17 protein-coding genes are annotated in these 20,447 nt (G+C 53.1%); 9 read left to right on the top strand and 8 right to left on the bottom strand.

Translation table 11 applies throughout. The features are described from left to right. Positions 1-111: 111 nt before the first annotated feature. Positions 112-1,254, bottom strand: a complete 1,143-nt coding sequence (locus ACO0LK_RS08645; protein WP_422974108.1) for an ABC transporter substrate-binding protein — start codon at positions 1,252-1,254, stop codon at positions 112-114. A gap of 450 nt (positions 1,255-1,704) precedes the next feature. Further along, complete coding sequence (locus tag ACO0LK_RS08640) at positions 1,705-2,223, bottom strand: MarR family winged helix-turn-helix transcriptional regulator (protein ID WP_422974106.1); 519 nt, start codon at positions 2,221-2,223, stop codon at positions 1,705-1,707. Between the two features lie 216 nt (positions 2,224-2,439). Between ACO0LK_RS08640 and ACO0LK_RS08635 the strand changes: the two genes are divergently transcribed. Beyond that, complete coding sequence (locus tag ACO0LK_RS08635) at positions 2,440-3,705, top strand: flavin-dependent oxidoreductase (RefSeq protein ID WP_422974104.1); 1,266 nt, start codon at positions 2,440-2,442, stop codon at positions 3,703-3,705. Between the two features lie 186 nt (positions 3,706-3,891). On the opposite strand, the gene katG is transcribed toward ACO0LK_RS08635, so the two are convergent. Then, on the bottom strand, positions 3,892-6,078 hold the full coding sequence (gene katG, locus ACO0LK_RS08630) for a catalase/peroxidase HPI (RefSeq protein WP_422974102.1): 2,187 nt from the start codon (positions 6,076-6,078) through the stop codon (positions 3,892-3,894). Positions 6,079-6,413: 335 nt separating this feature from the next. Between katG and ACO0LK_RS08625 the strand changes: the two genes are divergently transcribed. The 4 genes from ACO0LK_RS08625 (at position 6,414) to ACO0LK_RS08610 (ending at position 9,091) form a co-directional block, all read left to right on the top strand. Beyond that, positions 6,414-6,662, top strand: a complete 249-nt coding sequence (locus tag ACO0LK_RS08625) for a DUF3297 family protein (RefSeq protein ID WP_186945987.1) — start codon at positions 6,414-6,416, stop codon at positions 6,660-6,662. A 161-nt stretch (positions 6,663-6,823) separates the two neighbouring features. Beyond that, entirely contained in the window at positions 6,824-7,597 is a 774-nt protein-coding gene (locus ACO0LK_RS08620) for a tRNA-uridine aminocarboxypropyltransferase (protein WP_422974100.1), read from the top strand. An 86-nt stretch (positions 7,598-7,683) separates the two neighbouring features. Continuing rightward, complete coding sequence (locus ACO0LK_RS08615) at positions 7,684-8,121, top strand: MarR family winged helix-turn-helix transcriptional regulator (protein ID WP_422974098.1); 438 nt, start codon at positions 7,684-7,686, stop codon at positions 8,119-8,121. A gap of 193 nt (positions 8,122-8,314) precedes the next feature. After that, positions 8,315-9,091, top strand: a complete 777-nt coding sequence (locus ACO0LK_RS08610; protein WP_422974096.1) for an alpha/beta fold hydrolase — start codon at positions 8,315-8,317, stop codon at positions 9,089-9,091. Positions 9,092-9,203: 112 nt separating this feature from the next. Here ACO0LK_RS08610 and ACO0LK_RS08605 read toward each other — a convergent pair whose 3' ends face one another. Beyond that, on the bottom strand, positions 9,204-10,640 hold the full coding sequence (locus tag ACO0LK_RS08605) for a protein kinase domain-containing protein (protein WP_422974094.1): 1,437 nt from the start codon (positions 10,638-10,640) through the stop codon (positions 9,204-9,206). A 209-nt stretch (positions 10,641-10,849) separates the two neighbouring features. Further along, positions 10,850-13,105: a hypothetical protein gene (locus ACO0LK_RS08600; protein WP_422974092.1), complete on the bottom strand. Its 2,256-nt coding sequence runs from the start codon at positions 13,103-13,105 to the stop codon at positions 10,850-10,852. Between the two features lie 327 nt (positions 13,106-13,432). On the opposite strand from ACO0LK_RS08600, the gene ACO0LK_RS08595 reads away from it, so the two are divergent. Then, positions 13,433-14,191 carry a hypothetical protein gene (locus ACO0LK_RS08595; RefSeq protein ID WP_422974090.1) on the top strand — a complete coding sequence of 253 codons (759 nt, stop codon included), beginning with the start codon at positions 13,433-13,435 and terminating at the stop codon, positions 14,189-14,191. Positions 14,192-14,196: 5 nt separating this feature from the next. On the opposite strand, the gene ACO0LK_RS08590 is transcribed toward ACO0LK_RS08595, so the two are convergent. Then, the gene (locus ACO0LK_RS08590; RefSeq protein ID WP_422974088.1) at positions 14,197-15,699 is read right to left on the bottom strand and encodes an FHA domain-containing protein; all 1,503 of its coding nucleotides are present in this window, start codon (positions 15,697-15,699) and stop codon (positions 14,197-14,199) included. Between the two features lie 57 nt (positions 15,700-15,756). Then, on the bottom strand, positions 15,757-15,897 hold the full coding sequence (locus ACO0LK_RS08585; RefSeq protein WP_422974086.1) for a hypothetical protein: 141 nt from the start codon (positions 15,895-15,897) through the stop codon (positions 15,757-15,759). A gap of 50 nt (positions 15,898-15,947) precedes the next feature. Here ACO0LK_RS08585 and ACO0LK_RS08580 point away from each other — a divergent pair, with 50 nt between their 5' ends. From ACO0LK_RS08580 to ACO0LK_RS08570, 3 genes are all read left to right on the top strand, one after another. After that, positions 15,948-17,351 (top strand): aspartate kinase, encoded by a 1,404-nt coding sequence (locus ACO0LK_RS08580; protein WP_422974084.1) that lies wholly within the window; start codon positions 15,948-15,950, stop codon positions 17,349-17,351. A 272-nt stretch (positions 17,352-17,623) separates the two neighbouring features. Beyond that, positions 17,624-18,211: a TetR/AcrR family transcriptional regulator gene (locus tag ACO0LK_RS08575; RefSeq protein WP_422974082.1), complete on the top strand. Its 588-nt coding sequence runs from the start codon at positions 17,624-17,626 to the stop codon at positions 18,209-18,211. Between the two features lie 204 nt (positions 18,212-18,415). Beyond that, positions 18,416-19,480: an alkene reductase gene (locus tag ACO0LK_RS08570; RefSeq protein ID WP_422974080.1), complete on the top strand. Its 1,065-nt coding sequence runs from the start codon at positions 18,416-18,418 to the stop codon at positions 19,478-19,480. 53 nt (positions 19,481-19,533) lie between these two features. Here ACO0LK_RS08570 and ACO0LK_RS08565 read toward each other — a convergent pair whose 3' ends face one another. Continuing rightward, positions 19,534-20,400 carry a dienelactone hydrolase family protein gene (locus tag ACO0LK_RS08565; protein WP_422974078.1) on the bottom strand — a complete coding sequence of 289 codons (867 nt, stop codon included), beginning with the start codon at positions 20,398-20,400 and terminating at the stop codon, positions 19,534-19,536. Between the last annotated feature and the right edge of the window lie 47 nt (positions 20,401-20,447).

Raw genomic sequence — 20,447 nt, 5'->3', positions numbered from 1 at the left:
AAAACAAGTGCCGCCACGCAGGCAGCACTTGCTAAAGACAACAGGCTCTCAAGGTAGACTTTCACCTGGGATATTTCGCCTGGTGATGCAGATTACCTGCGCTCTGATGTGTCAGGGCCCAACCGCCTTCCAGTTGCCATTTTGTATCGTCAACATCACCCTTGCCTTTTCTTCCAGGCCAAAATGGTCATTCGCTGTGTAATGCAAGACACCCTGGGTGATGGGGATGTCGATTTCGGATTCCATGGCGTCTTTCAGTGCCGTGCGGAATTCTGGCGTGCCGGGTTTGGCTTTCTTTAGCGCAATGGGGATAACGCGGTTCAGCAGCAGGTAGGCGTCGTAGCCGTGGGCGGCGAACTGGTTTCTGGTGCCTTCGCCGAATTGTTTTTCATAGCGGTTGGTGAAGTCGGTTGCCAGGCGTTTGGATGGGTGGTCTTCTGGCAGCAGCTCTGGCAGGATGGCCAGACCGGCGACGACGAAAGAGCCTTCTACGTCTTTGCCACCCAGGCGTATCAAATCACGCGAGGCAGCGCCGTGGGTTTGGTAGATTTTGCCTTTGTAGCCGCGTTCTATCAGGGCTTTATGCGGCATGGCTGCACCGCTGCCGGATGCGCCGATGAGGATGGCGTCGGGCTTGGCGGCGAGCAACTTCAGGGTTTGTGCGGTGACGCTGGTGTCGGGACGGTTGAAGCGCTCTGTGGCGACGGATTGCAAACCGGCCTTGTCAGCGGCGGCTGTCATGGCTTTCAACCAGGTTTCGCCGTAGGCATCTGAATAGCCGAGGTAAGCGTAGGTTTTGACGCCCACTTTTTTCATGTGATCAGCCACGGCATGGGCCATGAGTGGGGTTGACTGGGCGACGCGGAATGTCCAGGTACCTTTGCCGGGGCCTACTTCAACTGGCGAAGTGGAAATTTGAGGTGTCTTAAGTTCAGACGCGACTTCAGCCAGTGCCACCGAAGCTGGTGTAGCGGTTGAGCCGACGATAACGTCTACCTTGTCGTCGGTGATGAGCCGACGGGCGTTCTTGCTGGATTGGGTGGTATCGGATGCATCATCGAGGATGACGAGTTTGACCTTTTCACCACCGATGGTGTCGGGCCACAGGGTGATGCCGTTCTTGGTGGGGATGCCCAACCCGGATGCAGGGCCGGTTAATGGCAGGCTGACACCGATGGTGATGTCGGCCTGGGCCGTGCCTATGGTCGCGCCGATCAACAGGGCCAATAGCGTGGGTTTGGTGATGAATTGCATTGCTGTCTCCTGATTATTGTTGGTATTGCAGATGCGGGTGTTGCTTATTGTTGCTTGGTGTTGCTTATGGTTATTTAACCTTGTTTGCCAGGCCGGGCTTGGAATTGGTGACGTACTTATTATGTTTCGTTGTTGTGTTTCGTTGTTGCAATTTATTATTGTTATATCGCAGAACAGTTATTCAATATAATAATATTTTGAGTACGATGCAAGCGGGGTTTTGTGTTTTTTGGATTTTGTGTTGACGAGTTGTGGCGTACACATAGCAATGTGACGCTTTAAATTTGCAGCAATAGAGCGTCTCGTAGGGTGCGCTGCGCGCACCGTTTTTTTGAGGCATGTAACTATGCTGCAGTGCATGAAACCATGCATATATTAAATATTGGCAATTGAACGGTGCGCGCGGCGCACCCTGCAAATATGGTCACCCGCCGCCAAATGATCGCTGCTTTATTTTGGCTCTATACACAATTTGCCCAGCAATGCCCGCAACTGCTGCCTTTCTTTTGTCGTCAATTGCTGGCTGACTCTGTCGTCATGTTCTTTCACTGCCTGTTTGTATTTCTCTAATTGTCGCTGGCCTTCTTTGGTCAGGTGCAGGTTATAGGCTCTGCGGTCGCCGGCGTCTTGTCGTTCCAGTAGGCCGGCCTGTTCAAAATTATCAATGATGGCAACCACGCCTGATCGCGCAATACCCATGACTTCTGCAAGGCGGGTTTGTGAAATACCGGGGTTGTTGCTGATGATCACCAGTGAAGAAAAGCGCTGCGGGGTAATGTCATACGCGCCCAGGCTGGCGGTAAAGTCTGCATAGATGGATAGCTGGGCGCGACGCACGGCATAGCCTGTGAGTTCTTCCAGAATGTCGTAGTTGATGCCCGCTATGCGAGCATTGAAGACCGGGGCTTGCGCCTGGCTGGCCGGACGCTTGGCTTGCACTTTGGGAGAGGCTGTTTTTTTGAGAGGCATGGTCAGACGCTATAGATGAACTGGTTCTTTGAAGTATTGTACATGTTGGCTATTTTAAATTGGCAAAAATACACAAAACTGATTTACCAGAATGCAAGGACCGGCCAGCTAAAAAATTGCAACAGAACTTGTGTTACACCAAATAATTGTTATACAGTAGAACAATAACGCAGGTTTAAAAAATGACCGGCGGCAAAATAATTTACGGAGGACGACATGAAAGTAGTTATCGCCGGTGCCGGTATAGGCGGCCTGACCCTTGCGCTGATGTTGCATGAACGTGGGATCGCTGTTGAGGTCTACGAAGCAGTCAATGAAATCAAGCCGCTGGGCGTGGGTATTAATTTATTGCCGCATGCCAGTCAGCAACTTTGCCAGTTGGGATTGGAGGCTTGCCTGGCCGAGCGCGGTGTTGAAACTTCTTCACTGTCGTATTTCAACAAGCTGGGGCAAAAGATCTGGCAGGAGCCGCGTGGTCGTGCCGCTGGCTATGATTCGCCACAATATTCCATACACCGTGGTGAATTGCAGATGAGCTTGCTGCAAAATGTGATAGACCGCCTGGGTGCTGGCCACATTCATCAGGGGCATGCTTTCACTTCGTTTGAACAAGTGGCAGACAAGGTGATTTCTACCTTCACACGTCAGTCAGACAAAGCGGCGGTGCAGGTGGAGTCAGACTTGTTGATTGGCGCGGATGGCATTCATTCGGCGGTGCGACGCTTTTTGTATCCACAGGGTGATCAGCCACGCTTTTCTGGCCGCATGTTATGGCGGGCAACCACGGAAGCCGAGCCTTACATGGATGGGCGCAGCATGTTCATGGCCGGGCATCAGGACCAGAAATTTGTTGCCTACCCCATCTCGGAACCCTTACGCACGCAAGGCCCGTCGCTGATCAACTGGATTGCCGAACTGCGCGTGCCCGGTGGTGAACTGCCCACGTCAGACTGGAACCGCAAGGTGGATAAATCGACCTTCAGCAAACCGTTTGATAGCTGGAAATGGGGCTGGATTGATATCCCCGGTCTGATAGAGGCGGCAGAGGTAGTATATGAATTCCCGCTGGTAGACCGCGACCCGCTGCCACGCTGGACGTTCGAAAGGGTGACACTGATGGGCGACGCCGCCCACCCTATGTACCCGATAGGTTCTAACGGCAGCGCGCAGGCGATTCTTGATGCACGTTACCTGACGGATTGCCTGACGAATGAGGCGACCATATTGTATGCGCTGCGTGAATATGAAGCAGAGCGTTTGCCACGCACCACGGGCATCGTATTACGCAACCGCATGAACGGGCCTGAGCAGGTGATGCAACTGGCAGAAGAACGAGCGCCGCAAGGTTTTGCGGATGTGACAGACGTGATACCACGGTCGGAACTGGAGGCGATTTCTTTGCGTTATAAACGCCTGGCGGGGTTTGATAAGGATACGCTGCGTGTCGGGACTGTGGCTACGGTGGCAGATAAGGCCGTTTGATTTGCAGTGCAGCAGCGTTATGTCATTTGATTACTGGCACTCTTTCAATAAACAGGAGTGCGATGGGGTTCTTGTGTACTTTGAAACCAAATTAATCAACGGAACCCCATCCCCCCCCTAACCCTCCCCTTGAAGGGGAGGGAATTAGCTACTTGAACGTTTTACTCGTAGCATGTTTAATTAAGCTCACGCCAAATCAAACCTGTCTGCATTCATGACCTTGGTCCAGGCTGCCACAAAATCATTCACAAATTTCTGTTGCGAATCGCTGCTTGCGTAGATTTCTGCAATGGCGCGCAGTTGTGAATTTGAACCAAAGATCAGGTCAACCACGCTGGCTGTCCATTTTACATCGCCATTCACACGGTCACGGCCTTCCAGTACGCCTGCAATGCCTGACTGTTGCCACTTGGTGTTCATGTCCAGCAAATTGACGAAGAAATCGTTGCTCAGGGTTTCTGGTCGTTTGGTGAATACACCCAACTGGGTTTTACCGGCGTTGGCATTCAGTACGCGCAGGCCACCGATCAGGACTGTCAGTTCAGGCGCACCCAGGTTCAGCAATTGTGCCTTGTCTATCAACAGGGCGGCGGCTGTGCCTTCCAGGCCTTTGCGCAGGTAATTGCGGAAACCGTCAGCGGCTGGTTCCAGCACTTCAAAGGATTCAACGTCGGTCTGCTCTTGCGTTGCATCCATACGGCCTGGTGTGAAAGGCACCTTGATGTCATGACCCGCTTTTTTCGCTGCTGCTTCGATACCGGCACTACCACCCAGAACGATCAAATCAGCCAGCGAGATTTTTTTGCCAGACTGGCTGGCGTTGAAATCTGCCTGTATGGCTTCAAGCTTGGCCAGCACAGTGGCCAGTTCGGCTGGCTGGTTGGCTTCCCAATCTTTTTGCGGGGCCAGACGTATGCGTGCGCCGTTGGCACCGCCGCGTTTGTCGCTGCCACGGAAGGTGGATGCGGATGCCCAGGCGGTATTCACCAGTTGCGATACCGACAGACCGGACGCCAGCAGTTTGGCCTTGAGGCTGGCGACGTCATTGTCGTCCACTAATGCATGGTTGACGGCGGGGACAGGGTCTTGCCAGATCAGTTCTTCTTTTGGGACCAAAGGACCAAGGTAACGGGTGATAGGCCCCATGTCGCGGTGGGTCAGCTTGAACCAGGCGCGGGCAAAAGCATCGGCCAGCTCTTGCGGATTTTGCAGGAAGCGGCGCGAGATTTTTTCGTAAGCAGGGTCCACACGCAAAGCCATGTCGGCGGTCGTCATCATCGGCGCATGGCGCAGGGATGGGTCGTGTGCATCTGGCACGGTGGTTTTGGCGGCCGGGTCTTTGGGTGTCCATTGGTGGGCACCGGCTGGGCTCTTGTTGAGTTCCCATTCGTAGCCGAACAGGGTTTCGAAGTAAGAGTTGTCCCAGGTGATAGGGGTGGGTGTCCAGGCACCTTCGATACCGCTGGTGATGGTGTGCACGCCTTTGCCACTGCCGAAACTGTTTTTCCAGCCCAGGCCCTGTTCTTCCAGGCTGGCACCTTCTGGTTCTGCACCAACCTGTGATGGGTCGCCTGCACCGTGGGCTTTACCGAAGGTATGGCCACCGGCGACCAGGGCGACGGTTTCTTCGTCGTTCATGGCCATGCGGGCAAAGGTTTCGCGGATGTCGCGTGCCGATGCGGCAGGGTCTGGCTTACCGTTGGGGCCTTCGGGGTTGACGTAGATCAGGCCCATTTGCACGGCGGCAAGGGGGTTTTCCAGATTGCGGTCGCCGGTGTAGCGCTGGTCGTCCAGCCATTTGCCTTCGGGCCCCCAGTAGATATCTTCGCCTGGTTCCCAGGTATCGGCACGGCCGCCGGCAAAGCCGAAAGTCTTGAAGCCCATGGAATCGAGCGCGACGTTACCGGCCAGTATCATCAAATCTGCCCAGGACAGTTTGTTGCCGTATTTTTGCTTGATGGGCCACAGCAGGCGGCGTGCCTTATCGAGGTTGCCGTTATCTGGCCAGCTGTTGAGCGGGGCGAAACGCTGAGCGCCCGCACCTGCGCCGCCACGACCATCGGCAGTGCGATAGGTACCTGCGCTATGCCAGGCCATGCGGATAAAGAAGGGGCCATAGTGACCGTAATCGGCTGGCCACCATTCTTGCGAATCGGTCATCAGGGTATGCAGGTCTTTGATGACGGCATCCAGGTCCAGGGTCTTGAAAGTTTCAGCGTAATTGAAAGCATCGCCCAGCGGGTTGGAAGCAGGGGCATGTTGATGCAATATCTTGAGGTTTAACTGATTGGGCCACCAGTCTGCGTTGGCGTGGCTGGCTGCCACTGCGGTACGGGCGCTTCCTGAGAATGGGCATTTTGCTTCGTTTGACATCGTTATCTCCTTGGATGGAGAGGCTGTTGCAAAATCGGGCTGGTTATCCTGCATAGCGACATATCGGCATATCACCAACTTCTTTTTGCAACAGCCCCTGAATGAACTGTGGCACTAACTACCTGAGCGATTGTAGAGATGGAAAGATGATAGGTATACTTAATTTAATTTATTGATTCAATTTATTTTGACTATAAATAATCAAAATAGCAATAATACTCACCTTCATACTCGCTTATGTAGTTACGGATGAGTCTTATCAATTAATAATATCTTATCTACATGAAAATGACAGGGCATTGAATCCCCCGCGCTTCTAAGGGATAATTGCGTCCATGAACGACACTACACAATACCCTCCATTACCGGATCGCCTGTCGGTTGATCCGCGCAGCCCATACCATGTTGCCGCCGTGTTTGAACACGATGTCGGTATTAAGCTCAATGGCAAAGAGCGCACCGACGTTGAAGAATATTGCATCAGCGAAGGCTGGGTCAGCGTTGCTGCCGGCAAGGCGCGTGACCGCAAGGGCAATCCTTTGATGATCAAGGTCAAGGGTGTGGTCGAGGCGTTTTACCGCTGATTGATTGGTACGGGTGCATGCTGCACCCGTCACTGTTTCACCATTATTTCTGCTACCGGGCTTGCCCGGTGTCTTTGGCGTTGTTCTTTGCCCACCACACATTACCCATCAATGTACGCTGCCAGGTATGTTTGTTGATCACCATTGATGTTGCCACTTAGATGAAACCCACCTACCCACCCCATGCCGTATCCCGCCTGCGTGCTGACCGTTTGCTGCGCAGCACGCGGCCGTTTCTGGCGCGTGGTGGCCCCAAGGGTGAACGTTGCAGTGGTTGCCGGCTGATCCTTAGCCATTGCCTGTGCGCCCTGCGCCCTATCGTGCCCAGCCGCGCCGCGATCTGCCTGCTGATGGCGGAACATGAAGCCCTAAAGCCCAGCAACACCGGCTGGCTGATAGCCGATGTGGTGCCGGATACGATGGCGTTTGCCTGGGCTCGTACCGAAGTTAACCCGGCGCTGCTGGCGGTACTGGCTGACCCACAATGGCAGCCATATGTGGTTTTTCCGGGTGAGTTTGTGGCACCAGAACGGGTGATTACCGACTTGTTGCCTGCCGATGCGCCACAGACATCCGCACCAACCAGTGCGGGAAACAAGCGCCCGCTATTCATCCTGCTGGATGCCACCTGGCCAGAAGCGCGCAAGATATTCAAGAAAAGCCCTTACCTCAATCAATTCCCGGTATTGAGTCTGCTGCCGGAACAGTTGTCACGCTATCGCCTGCGCCGCTCGCGCCGCGATGATCATTTGTGCACATCTGAAGTAGCTGCGCTATGCCTGGCCCTGGCCGGTGACACTGCCGCTGCGCAGGCGCTGGAAATGTACCTGGACCTGTTCACCGACCACTATCTACGGGCCAAACAGCAGTTGAAGGTGGAATGGGAAGATGACTTGCATGTGAAGTTGCAGAATTTGCTGGCGTCAGCGACTTAACCACACGCATGCAACATGCAAGTCTGTCATTTGCGGTCGTGACCAAAGTACGCTAGGCTAACAGCCTCCTAAGAAGTTTAAGTCCCATGACATCCCGCAAACAACCGCCACTGCTGGCAGACCATCTGTGTTTCAACTTGTACTCGACATCACTCAAGATGACGCAGTTGTACAAGCCGCTGCTTGCCGAGCTGAATCTGACGTATCCGCAATATCTGGTGATGGTCGTCTTGTGGGAAGAAGAAGGTCTGGGCATACGTGACGTGGCTGAACGCCTTGGACAGGATTCGGGTTCAATCACGCCGATTGCCAAGCGTCTGGAAGCAGAAGGTTATCTGCTGCGTGATCGTGACCCCAATGACGAACGCAATCGTGTACTGACCCTGACCGATGCCGGCCAAAAACTGCGTGCCGCCGGGGTACGCATCAGCCAGCAGATTGCCGCTGCCTGCGACTTGCAACTGGCCGAATTTCATCAGCTTATGGCTGCACTGAACAAACTGGGCCGTAATCTCGATCTTTAAATAACGTGGGGCGAATATTGCGTGGCGCGTGGTGGTATATGACGCAAAAAAATAATTGAAATTAACTTGCACACTAATGATTAGCGCGCTATTATATATTCCATGGTCAGGCGCAAAGGCATTAGAAAGCCTCTTAAATACTTAGCGCGCTAATCAATAAATTTCTTATTATCACTTTTTGAAAGTCATTAAAATGAAAACCACAAGCAAAAATGCCCTGATCCTGTCTGCCGCCTTGTCCGCTGCCGGTGCCACTATTGCCCTGCCAGGCCATGCATTGGCAGCATCTGCCAATGACACTACCGTTGTCCTGGTCCACGGCGCTTTCGCCGATGGTTCAAGCTGGAACCAGGTAACGCCGCTGCTGCAAGCCAAAGGAGTGAAAGTCATCGCCGTGCAAAACCCTTTGTCTTCATTGGCAGATGACGTGGCTGCGGTACAGCGCGTTGTCGATGCACAGACTGGTAAAGTGGTGCTGGTTGGTCATTCATGGGGCGGTGCCGTGATTACGCAAGCTGGCAACAGCGACAAGATCAAGGCACTTGTGTACGTCGCAGCGTTCGCCCCATCCGAAGGTGAAACCCTGGGCAGCCTGGGTAAAGACTACCCTGTACCAGCTGGCGTGGCGACACTGAAACCGGATGCCAATGGTAATCTTGAATTGTCCCCTGAATCATTCGCTGCCAATTTCGCGCAAGATGTGGCCAAGGAAAAAACTGCCGTGCTGGCGACCACACAGGGTTTGTTCCCAGCCAAGGCATTCGGTGAACAGGTGACTTACGTCGCATGGAAAAACAAGCCGAACTATTACATCGTGGCCAGCAAAGACCGCATGATTGATCCGGGCCTGCAAGCTGCTTTCGCCAAGAAGCTCAATGCGGTTACCACCACTGTGCCAAGCAGCCATGTGCCTATGTTGTCTCAGCCTAAAGCCGTTGCAGATGCAATCTTTGCTGCGGTTCAGCGTTAATCGATAGGGGCCGGGCTGGCCGCTGTTGTTGACGGTAATGATGAAGTGATGATGGCCGTGCTGCTTCCCTGAGCAGTACGGCCTTATTTTTGACCGGCTCTTAGAACCCGTTCTAAGCCGCTGGCTGCCCATTGTCTGACCCGGCATTGCGGCTGATGGCTGCCAGATAGCGTTGCGCTTCTTCCCATGAAATGGTGACATCTGTCGGCACATCGTCCTGCGTAGCAGCGAGCAGAGCCTCTTCTTGCTGGCGTCTTTGCTCTTGCTGCTCTTTCTTTTGACGCAGTTGTTCTTCCTTGTGCCGCACTTGCGCATCTTCAATCGCGCGCAGGCGATTTTGCCTGGCGATGAGTGCATGCAGGGCGGCGCTGGCGTGTTCGCGTCTTTGCTTTTCCAGTTCCTTGCGTTGCCGTCTTTGTTCGGCACGCTGGCGGGCAGCGGCTTCTATGGGTGATTCCTTGATTTCTGTCTTGCTGATGCCTGCCCTGGCCTGCACTGTGCTGGCACCTGGTTTGAAGGTGGCTTGCAAGGCTTGCAGCAATGCGCGCACACTGGCCGGGCGCTGGTCTGGCTGGATGGCGAAGCCGCTTTGCAAGACTTGCCATTGTGCGGCATTGAGTGCAGCAGGTTGTATCGGGTGCTGTTGCGGATGACGGTAGTCGCCAAAGGGCATGGCCGCTTCCAGCATCTGGTAGATCATGACAGCAACGGCATAGACATCCAGGCCGGGGCTATGCTGATGGCTACCCGCTTCTGGCGCGCGGTAACCAGCGGTGCCTGCATAGGGTGAACGCGATGGCGTCATGCCGGTGGAAACAAGCCCGGCTTCGGTGTGGCTGCGCAAACGGGCTGAAATGCCAAAATCCAGCAGTTTGATATCGCCTGCCTGCGTCAATAACAGGTTGCCGGGTTTTAAATCGCGATGGACGAGTTTGTGTTTGTCCCACGCATAATGCAGTGCATCGGCCACGGGGCCCAGCATTTCCAGCACTTGTATTAAGGTGCAGCGGCTGTGCCTGGTCAGATAATTTTCCAGATCTTGCCCATCCAGGTATTCCATGATGATGAAATAGCTGTTGGTGGCTGGATCACGCGCCCAGTCATACACCCTGACGATATGCTCATGTGCGAGCCTGCGTACCAGTGATGCTTCTTCCACCAGCAGACGCGCATGGATGGCGCTTTGCGTCAGTTGCGGCGGCAAGATTTTAAGCGCCACCATTTCGCTATGGCCCAGTTCTGCCTGGGTTGCCAGGTCAGTGGCTTGCCACACCTGGCCCATGCCACCCTGCCCTAACAGGCGTTCCAGCCGATAACGTTTGGATAATCCGCCCACTTCTTGCCCTGCCAGAAAACCGAGGTCGGTGCCCTGGGTGTTTTCTGGTGCAGCCTTGCTTGTCTGACCGGCTTGATTTGCGTGTCTGGAGATGACGGGGGCAAGTTCGGTATCGAGTATGGCGTCTTTGCGTTGTTTGAATTCGTCTTCCGTCAGCAGCCCTTCATCCAGCAATGCGCGCAATTCACGGATTTTTTGTATTGGCGTTTGCATGGTGTTGATAAGGGCTACTTTTATTAAACGGAGAAATCAATTGTGGTTGAATTGTGGTTGTACGGTTTGTAATTTCTTTGACTGATCAAAATAGTTAGGACGTACGAAAAACGGCCCCAGCTGCGTTGCAGCTCCTCGCCGTACTATTCGTACTGTCTTCGTCGCTACGCCTTGCTGGGGCCGTTTTGCGTAAGTCCTAATAGTATTTTTCATTTGCGGCCACCATGTCCAGTTTGCGCGGCGCGGCTATTGGCATTTTGCGCCATGCTCAGATCTATTTCATGGCGTCTTTGCTGTTCGGTCTCCCTTTGTTCGCGTTCATCCTGTATGCGTTCTTGCAGCATCTTGACAGCCTGCTCCCAGGTCATGCCTTGCTGCACGCTGGCCATGGCGCTCATGGCCTGGGCCGCGTGGGCTGACATGCCGGCCTGCATGGCAAGAATTTGTTCTGCCGTCAAACTGGATTGTGCCTGGATTTTGACAATCTCGGCCAGGGCAATTGCATTGGGTGCATCGGCAGTGGCGATCTTGCCGGTTTCGCTGAAGTTGGCAATCGCACTCATACGTTCGATGGCAATGCGGGCCAGCAGGGCGTCATGCGCCTGTTGTGCCTGGCGCTGTTCGCGTTCCAGGTTCAACCTGGAAAACTTGTCGACGCGCTCTGCTTCTGCCTGTTGCAATTCTCGTTGCCAGCGGCGTTCGTCGTCCTGGTGTTTGAGTTGCTGGCGCAGGGTTTCTGCGTCTATATCTGCCAGCGTGGCCTGATGACGTTGTTGTTGCGATTGTTGTTCAAACTGGGCCTGTGCCTTCAGGGTGTTGAGCAATTTTTCATGTTGGGCCATGGCATCGGCCTGGCTGTCGCTGCGTGTGATGCTGTTGACCTTTTCTTGCAACTGGCTCAGTTGCAGTTCGGTATCGGCGTCACTGATGCTGTCTTCGCGCAACAGGGCACGTTTGCGTTGCTGCTGCAGTTCTTCTTCCCAGGCTTGCAGGCGCTGGAATTCACGCGCCCTGGCTTCGGCTTCTATGCTGATGAGGATGAGACGGCTTTTTTGTTCTTCGTCTTCCAGTTCCTGTTCACGGCGGGCCAACTGGTTTTGCTTGTGACGCAATAATTCTGTCTGGACTTTTTGCTGCTCCTGATCGGCGATCAGGCTGGCTTGTGCGACTTCATGTTCAAGCTGGAATTTTTGCAATTGATGCTGGATTTTCTGATGCATCAGTTGTGCAGTTTCTTTGCTTTGCAACTGGGTGATTTCTGATTCTGAACGCATTTTGATGCGCGCCAGAGTGCGTATATGCAGCCACTGGTCGGCTTCGTTCTGACGTTGCTCTGATTTTTGTTTGAGACTGTGTTCCAGCTCTTTGATGGTTTCTGCCGCACCACGTTCCAGCGCATGCTTGCGGGTGGTGGCTTCGATCACGCGGCCATACAATTCCAGCTCGCGGGCGCGTATGGTTTGCAGGCGTTCGTTTTCATCCTGGCGCAGCTTGGCACGGCCCAGGCGTTTTTTGGCGTTTTCCAACTGACCCTGCATATACAGCCAGCCCAGGTCTTTACCAAATTGCTGGCGCATTTCTTCACGCCGATAACGCAGGCGGATTTGTTCTTCCTGCTTGGCGATTTTTTGCCATTCGCTATTGGTATAGATGGCATCCAGGCGCTTGCTGTGTTCCAGTTGTGCGCGCTGACCATCGACGACCAGATGCAGGGTGCCGATTTTCTCGCTGAGTTTTTCCCTGTCATCTGTCAACTTGTCGTGACGTAGCTCGCGTGTCACCGCCTGGGTGGCGATGAAACCGTATTGGGCTACAGATTGATTCAATGTGGACAGCAGACGTTCATCAAGCTGTTGACGCAGATGGACATTGTCTTGCAGTTCACGCAGTGATTGCGCGCCCAAAAATTCCACCGCAATCTGACGCACCATGGGTTCCAGCAGTTGTTGCAACTGCTGACAAGTGATGATGCCCGGTGCATGCATGAAATGTTTGGCAAATGCAGGCACATCGGCAATCTTGACGCTGATGACAAACTTGGCAGCAATCGCCAGAAATTCTGCCGTATGCAAATCATCGAAACTGAATAGCAAGGCAAAGGGGTTGAGGCGGGTCAGCAAAATTTCTGCTGCCTGCTCTGTCTGCAAACCCGCCAGTTGGCCGGACATATCCTGCTCTACATAGTCACCAGAATGCAATTCAACAATCTGGCTGTCTTGCAGCACATAGGCACGCGCACTGACAGGGATATGCAGATTTTGTCTGGTGATGCTACTCAACGGGCGCACGCCGAAAAACAGGGCGACTTCATTCTCGGTAGGTAACCAGCGGCTGTGGCGCAGCACGGCATCATGCCTGGGGCTGCTCAACATCAATCCACAATGCGTGCAATACACAGCATTTTGTATGTTGTTGTGGTCACAACGGGGACATTTGAGCTTGGAAGTACCAAACAGGCTGAACATGCGAGACTCCTTCGGCGCGGGGACATAAATTTTGCACCTGAGCAAAAATGGTAGCACCGGGGGTGGATTTGAAATGCATGAACAGAAGGGGGATTTTGGCTTAGATCGGGGCTTAGATCGGAGTATTGCTGGGTCAGGCCGGGATGGATGCAGCACCTTTGCAATTGTTCACATTAATCAATTGGGAAGTTGGGACACAAGTAGCTGTCTTACCTCTGGTTAATTAAGAAAGTTATAATAGAAAATGGCTTAAAGATAAAATTGATATGTTGATTCACTGCCTTGCCCTATTCAACGAAGACAATAAACTTGTTCATTACCAACGACATGAAAAATTTTCGACCATCCTTGCTGTTATTGAGTATCGCTGTATGTGCATCTGTCAGCCATGCGGCGGATAAGGAAGTGGGGGCTTTACTGGTGTCGGGCGAATGGGGGCAGGATATCGGTAGTCATGGTATTCCCAAGCAATTTGAAAAAATATTACCAACACAATGGCCAAAGGATAACTGGGTTTCTATTGCCATCATGGATAAGTACTTGGAAGTAGCCCCCGCTTCAGGCAAAGAGAAAATGCCGGACTGGTTACAGAAAATCGTGAAGCAAATCCCTGGGAAGGATCAGCAAGCCAATATGGAAACTGAGAGAGCGCAGGAATATGATGGTCTGCAATACCTGCGTGTACCCGGCGTCAAATTCAAATCTGGCAAACAGCCTATCTATGTATTCAAGAATGGAACAGGCACTTTACAACCGCAACTAGATTATCAGTATCATCTGGAATTGAATGGCGTACCATTCGGCCTGCGCGTACAGAATGGCCTGAAAGGAAAAAATGGCGCGCCTTATGGGGAAGGTGCGAATTACTTCATCGAATACGACGGCAAGAAATTTGAATACGCGCTGGGTTATTTTGGCTGGGATTCACGCGTGCTCGCCATCACTGATATCGATGGTGATGGCTTCCCAGACTTTATTATAGATATCAACGGGTCAAATAGCGGGGGTAGGTTTATTTTATTGTCTTCCACTGCCAAGCCTGGCAAAAATGCGCCTACGGCATCGCTGCACAGTTCGGGATGTTGAATTGGTCAGGCGACCTGATTCTGTCTGTTGACATACGGCACGCTCAAATACTGACATCCTGTCGGCAGTTGGGAAAGTTCTTTCATATTGGCTCTGGTATCCAGCCTGGTATCTTGCAAAGTTTGCCTGTCCCTGTGCCAGAAGCAGCCTTGGAAATGAAATAGCACGGGCAATGCTGGCGCCACGGAGGCATCGATAGGCCCGGGGCGGGTTTCTGGTGTTAAGAGGTACAACAATTCAGTACCCGGCTTGGCATCTGCCTCAGCAATGATGATGGCGTGCGGCATTATGGCTAGCACTTGCAGCTTCACTATGCCTTTGACACTGGCGCAAAATTCAATATGCATGCCGACGCATAGTGGATACGACTGGTCTTTATCCATGCTGACGCCATCCAGCATGGTGCCATAACGCGATACATCGGTGATCTCTGCGCCATGGTCTTTTCTGCGGATGATGGCATGACGGGCGCTAATGCGACGGGTCAGCCTGGCATTCTCTGATGCATTGCTGGTGCGGTGACTGAGGAGGATATCGGCCTGGGGCTGGTGTTCCATGCGGCCTAATATCCATTCATCCAAAGCGAAGAGTCGTATCGTGCTATGCGGCTGCGTCTTGTCAGTGGTGATCAGGCTGGCCGATGTTAGTGTTGCAGTGGTGGCGTTGTTGGCAACGTTATTCACAATGTCGGTGACTGTCCTGACAGGTGCTTTTGCGATATTTGGTATCGCAACTTGCCTGGGCGTGGCTTCTTGTTCCGGTGCGACTTCAATCAGTTCTTCATCCCAGGCGATGGTACCAATGGCAATTTCAGATTTGCCTGTGAGAGGCTGCATATCCAGCTTGGCAATGGCGGCGTCTTTGGCATTGATTTCTATATTCATATTGCCGTGCGCATAGGCATTCGACTGGCCCCAGCCACTTAAAGTGGCGATCGCGCCATCTTCCGCCAGCACCCGGACATTTTTTTGTACTGCCAAAAACACACTATGAATTTCTGTCAGTGTGGCATCTGACCGTGGGACGAAGAGCACGCTGGTGCATATCCATTTGCGCTGGTCTCTGCCTTCCGGTTCATGCAGTAGAGCGACTTCCAGCAGGTATTGCCCATGCTCTTTGTTTTTGGAGGTAAAACTGATCAGCAGAGGTTGCCATTGGCCGGACGTGGTGCGCAACAGTCTGTGTGTGGATGCACCAGTGGCAATCAATTCTGAACGCAACTGTACGGCCAGGCTGCGTATGCCGGGCGGCAGCGTACCACGCAATTCCAGCCGTATGGTTTGACGCCCACCTGCTGCGCGTGGATCGTAACCGCTGAAATGCAGATGCAGATTGCTTGCTGTAGTCGTCACCGCTTGCCGGGTGATAATGCCTGCCGATGCCTTTAACACGGCGGTGCGGCTGGCGTTTGGCGTCGCTGCTTGCGAATGGCCAGCAGCACAGATGGCTTCGCCTTCCGCCACCCAGTGCGTGCAATGCGGGTGATCCGGGGCTTGGCATTTTTTCATGGTGAGGCAGGGTCATAGTACGCGCGATGATCCTACTATAAGACTTGAAGCGCCAGATCATATGGGTGAACAAGACTGGCTTTTGCCATTTGCTTGCGGGATGAATTTGTAAGCGCGTTGACCTGTCAACTTGCCTGCATTACCCTTGTCGGTTTCGATATGCGTCATTTCATGCCTGTTGCCAGCTTTTTGCAGCATGTCTGTGGAATGTCTCTGATCAATGTGCCATCCCTGTTTTGGAAATTGCAATGAAAAAAATCGTCGTCAAATTTGGTGGTTCCAACCTGCGTCAGCCTGAAGATATCAACCGCGTCGTCAGCGTAGTACAAACTTATCAACGTCCGCTGGTGCTGGTAGTGTCGGCGTTTTATGGCATTACCAATGCGCTGATTGCCTGTGTACAAGCCGCAAGAGAAGGCGCGGGCACGGCAGCGGCTCTGGCCGAAAGCCAGGATTACACCCTCAACCTGCGGGCGCTGAAAAAACAGATACTGGAAGCAAATATCAGCGATGTAGCCCATCGCGCACGTGTAGAAAAGGCATTGGCGGTACGGCTGGATCAGCTTGATCGTTACTTGACCGGCATACATTGCATAGGCGATGTGCCTACATTCGTGAATGACGCCATTCTCAGTTATGGCGAACGCCTGTCCAGCCTGTTGCTGACAGAGGTCTTGCTGAGTCGTGGCATCAGGGCACGTGAAGCTTTGCCAGAAGATATCGGTTTGGTGACAGATGGTGTGTTTGGCAATGCTGCCTGTGATTTTAAAGTCAGTACACCTGCTGTCGCCAAAGCTCTGGAGGGCGATGAAGTGATTGTCGTACCCGGCTTTTATGGTGTTGACAGCAATGGCAAGGCGACTTTGTTTGGGCGTGGTGGTTCTGACTATTCAGCCGCATCGATTGCTTGTTGCATAGGAGCAGAATCGCTGGACGTGTGGAAGGATGTCGATGGTTTCCTGAGTGCCGACCCCGGCACGGTAGCCGTACCGCACACCATCGCGCAGTTGAATTACCTGGAAGCCGCCGAGCTGTCTTACTTTGGTGCCAAAATCTTGCACCCGCGCACGGTAGAGCCTTTGTTTGATCAGAATATCCCTATCCGCATCCTGAACATCACCCGTCCGGAACGCGGCTTGCAGCCTTACACCATCATCAATGCGCAACGCAAGGTAACGCGCGACGTAGTGAAAAGTGTCACTTCAACCGAAGACGTGGCGATACTGAAACTGCATGGCCCTGGCGTGGGTTTCAAGCCCGGCATCCTGGCGCAGGTGACTCATACGCTGGACGCGAACGGTATCAATATCAAGAGTGTGCTGACAGCGCAGACTGCCATCAATATTCTGGTGGCGCGTGATCATCTGGATGCCGCCTACGCGGCGCTGATGGAGCATCACCTGGCGGGCGTGGTGGAAGTATCACGCAATGCCGAGGTAGCCATCGTTGCCGTCGTGGGTGATGGCGTGCTGGAAGCATCTGACGTTGGTGGAGCCATTGCCAGCCGCGCCCTGTCGGCTGCCATTGCGGCAGGTGTGCATGTCTGCCTGGCGGCTGCGGGTGCCAGTGAAGTGGCGGCTTATATGCTGGTGCAGCAAGAGGACAGGAAGCTGGCTTTGCAGGCGATACATGCCGAGTTCTTTAGGGGCTGATGGGGTGAGGCGGTAGCGGAATTTCGCAGCGTTCGACGTAAATTCGTCTATCGTCAATCGACAGAAACCCATCCCCACCCTGGCCCTCCCCTTGAAAGGAAGGGGATTTCCTGGTCATTTTCTGTCAGGCACATTATTCCGGACGGCAGCCAGCCTTCGCTGGAGGGACGAATTTGAGATTACAGGTAGGAGTAAGGCTCCCTTCCCCCTGGCAAACAAGACTAAAATAAATTCACTAGACGACTGGTCTAATTTGATTTAGAATGCGAACCATGAATACTCCGCGCGCCGATGTCAGGCAACATATCCTCGATACTGCCAAGCCCATTATTTTGGGCAAGGGCTTTTCTGTGGTCGGGCTGAATGAAGTGTTGAAAGCGGCTGCGGTGCCCAAGGGTTCGTTTTATCACTATTTCAAATCCAAGGAATTGTTTGGTGAAGCCTTGCTGGACGATTATTTTGCTGGCTATCTGGCAGCAATCGATGCGCTGTTGAAAAGCAGTGATGAACCTGCGGCCCAGCGCCTGATGCGTTATTGGCAGGGCTGGTTGCCGGAACGTCCGGGTGAAAGCGTGCAATGCCAGTGTCTGGCGGCGAAGCTGGGTGGCGAAGTATCGGATTTGTCTGAAGCGATGCGGCTGGCTTTGCAACATGGTACGGACAGTATCATTGCCCGCCTAGCAGACTGTATGCGTGAAGGTATTGCCGATGGCTCGCTGCCGGCTGATCTGGATGCGGCTCATTGCGCCCAGACCCTGTATCAGATGTGGCTGGGTGCAACACTGCTGGCCAAGATGCGACGTGACATGAGTGCGCTGGAAAGCGCCATGCGGGCCACACGCGAGATGCTTCAGTTGTAACACCCGGGCCGAATTTCCCTGAATTGACATAGTTATAAATCATTTAGCTTCTTAAGCTTTTTATAGACGACCAGTCTAATTTTTATCTTGAAGTATCTTAATTAAGCTACACATAGCATTCCAATTGTGGCTTATCTGCCTTGATTTTTAAGTTTTGCTGTTTGTTTTTTGCTACCCCACACGCCCCGATAAAGGAAAAAAGAAATGTTATTCAATCCCCTGCAAACTGGTTCTGTTTCACTGCCTAACCGTATCCTGATGGCACCACTGACACGTGCACGTGCTGATGCCGGTCATATGCCTAACGCCCTGATGGCGGAATACTATAGCCAGCGCGCCAGTGCCGGTCTGATCATCACTGAATGCACGATGGTGGCCGAAAACACCTCGGCTTTCTATGCTGAACCAGGCATCTACAACGCTGAACAAATCGCTGCGTGGAAAGTTGTGACAGACGCCGTGCACGCCAAAGGTGGCAAGATCTTTATGCAAATCTGGCACGCTGGTCGCGCTGCCGTGCCTGCATTCAACAACGGTATTGAAAACGTAGGCCCAAGCGCCATCGCCATCGATTCAGAAGTACAAACACCGAACGGCAAGATCCCTAACGCTGTGCCACGTGAATTACGCCTGGATGAAATCCCTGCGCTGGTAGCCGCCTATGCACAGGGTGCAAAAAATGCGATTGCTGCCGGCTTTGACGGCGTTGAAGTGCATGGTGCCAATGGTTACCTGATCGACGAGTTCTTGCGTGACAGCGCCAACCAGCGTACTGACAGTTATGGTGGCTCTATCGAGAACCGTGCACGTTTCCTGTTTGAAGTATTGACTGCGGTCAATGCTGCTATCGGCTCTGACAAGGTGGGTCTGCGTCTGTCTCCTCTCAACAGCTATAACAGCATGAAGGACAGCGATCCGCTGGCTTTGATTTCTTACCTGACTACCCGCCTGAATGATTTCAAACTGGCGTATCTGCACGTAATGCGCGCTGACTTCTTCCAGGCACAAACTGGTGATGTCATGACGGTTGCCCGCGAAAACTACAAGGGTGTATTGGTAGGCAATATGGGTTACAAGGCCGATGAAGCCAGCCAGGCTATCAGTAGCGGCAAGCTCGATGCGATTGCTTTTGGCACCAGCTTCCTGGCCAACCCTGATTTGCCGGAACGTATCAAACAAGGTGCAGAATTGAACGCGCCTGATGCTTCGACTTTCTATTCACCAGGTGCCAAGGGTTATACGGATTACCCTAGCCTGCAAGCTGCGTAATCAATATGCTGTAATGAAAATGCCCGGAAATATCCGGGCATTTTTTTGTGTCTTCAATTTACGTCGGCCTGCACAAGCCTGCCGCGGAAAAACGCCAGTATTTCATCCCTCGCTGCCAGTGTTGGTTGTCCTGCTTCATCAATCAAATGTGCAGTGACGACGCTGTGCGGCGTGGTGACATAACGTTTGAAGAACGGGGCAGTATCCTGATTGGCGGCACTGTCTGGCAATACCCGGCTAACAAAGCGCTCACCCAGTGCTTCTGAAAACGCAGCAAAGCGCTGGGCACGACAAAAGGCATCGCCTTCAAAGCGGTAAGCCATAACGGTCAGGTCTTCGCTTTCCAATCGCTGGCGTACTACTTGCAAGTCGGCTGCCTCCAGCCCTGTGTCTGCCGGGTCATCCATGGGCAATGATGGTTGCGCCACCACTGGCGCAAGTACTGCCGGTTCCAACATCATGGATAAGGCAAAATTGCCGGTGAAGCACATGCCTATGGCACCGACACCAGGGCCACCGCATTCTGCATGTGCCACCTTTGCCAATGCGCGTAACCACAAGGTGACAGGGCTGGCCCCCTTGCCGGCAAAAGCGCGGAATTCTGCACTGACACAGGCTTTCTGAAACACGACAGCCCCCTCTTCTGCCGTTGCAACCACACCGTCACGCCCGAACAGTGATGGCATGTAAACAGTAAAACCCGCATCACGCACCCAGCGCGCAAAGCGTGCCACATGCGGACTGATGCCGGGCATTTCTGTCATCACGATGACGGCTGGCCCGCTGCCAGTGACATATACGCGCTTGCTGACATCATTGAACGTGATCTGGCGCGAGGTAAAATCAGTCAGCGAATCATCGACATGCATGTCTTGTTTATTGATCTCTTGCTTGCCGATATCTTTGATGGGAATGGACATGGATGCTCCTGTCTGGTGTGGAGCTTGCAGTGTAAATCGGTACAATC

Origin of the sequence: Undibacterium sp. Ji49W (assembly GCF_049340205.1) — a bacterium.
GTDB lineage: Bacteria > Pseudomonadota > Gammaproteobacteria > Burkholderiales > Burkholderiaceae_D > Undibacterium.
This window is presented reverse-complemented; position numbering and strand designations above follow the sequence as displayed.

What these genes read in the sequence shown, in the direction of transcription:
- ACO0LK_RS08640 (WP_422974106.1), bottom strand. Translation starts at nt 2,223, where the DNA reads ATGCCTCTCAAAAAAACAGCCTCTCCCAAAGTGCAAGCCAAGCGTCCG.
- ACO0LK_RS08615 (WP_422974098.1), top strand. Translation starts at nt 7,684, where the DNA reads ATGACATCCCGCAAACAACCGCCACTGCTGGCAGACCATCTGTGTTTC.
- ACO0LK_RS08595 (WP_422974090.1), top strand. Translation starts at nt 13,433, where the DNA reads ATGAAAAATTTTCGACCATCCTTGCTGTTATTGAGTATCGCTGTATGT.
- ACO0LK_RS08585 (WP_422974086.1), bottom strand. Translation starts at nt 15,897, where the DNA reads ATGCTGCAAAAAGCTGGCAACAGGCATGAAATGACGCATATCGAAACC.
- ACO0LK_RS08600 (WP_422974092.1), bottom strand. Translation starts at nt 13,105, where the DNA reads ATGTTCAGCCTGTTTGGTACTTCCAAGCTCAAATGTCCCCGTTGTGAC.
- ACO0LK_RS08605 (WP_422974094.1), bottom strand. Translation starts at nt 10,640, where the DNA reads ATGCAAACGCCAATACAAAAAATCCGTGAATTGCGCGCATTGCTGGAT.
- ACO0LK_RS08610 (WP_422974096.1), top strand. Translation starts at nt 8,315, where the DNA reads ATGAAAACCACAAGCAAAAATGCCCTGATCCTGTCTGCCGCCTTGTCC.
- ACO0LK_RS08565 (WP_422974078.1), bottom strand. Translation starts at nt 20,400, where the DNA reads ATGTCCATTCCCATCAAAGATATCGGCAAGCAAGAGATCAATAAACAA.
- ACO0LK_RS08570 (WP_422974080.1), top strand. Translation starts at nt 18,416, where the DNA reads ATGTTATTCAATCCCCTGCAAACTGGTTCTGTTTCACTGCCTAACCGT.
- katG (WP_422974102.1), bottom strand. Translation starts at nt 6,078, where the DNA reads ATGTCAAACGAAGCAAAATGCCCATTCTCAGGAAGCGCCCGTACCGCA.
- ACO0LK_RS08635 (WP_422974104.1), top strand. Translation starts at nt 2,440, where the DNA reads ATGAAAGTAGTTATCGCCGGTGCCGGTATAGGCGGCCTGACCCTTGCG.
- ACO0LK_RS08575 (WP_422974082.1), top strand. Translation starts at nt 17,624, where the DNA reads ATGAATACTCCGCGCGCCGATGTCAGGCAACATATCCTCGATACTGCC.
- ACO0LK_RS08590 (WP_422974088.1), bottom strand. Translation starts at nt 15,699, where the DNA reads ATGAAAAAATGCCAAGCCCCGGATCACCCGCATTGCACGCACTGGGTG.
- ACO0LK_RS08645 (WP_422974108.1), bottom strand. Translation starts at nt 1,254, where the DNA reads ATGCAATTCATCACCAAACCCACGCTATTGGCCCTGTTGATCGGCGCG.
- ACO0LK_RS08625 (WP_186945987.1), top strand. Translation starts at nt 6,414, where the DNA reads ATGAACGACACTACACAATACCCTCCATTACCGGATCGCCTGTCGGTT.
- ACO0LK_RS08580 (WP_422974084.1), top strand. Translation starts at nt 15,948, where the DNA reads ATGAAAAAAATCGTCGTCAAATTTGGTGGTTCCAACCTGCGTCAGCCT.
- ACO0LK_RS08620 (WP_422974100.1), top strand. Translation starts at nt 6,824, where the DNA reads ATGAAACCCACCTACCCACCCCATGCCGTATCCCGCCTGCGTGCTGAC.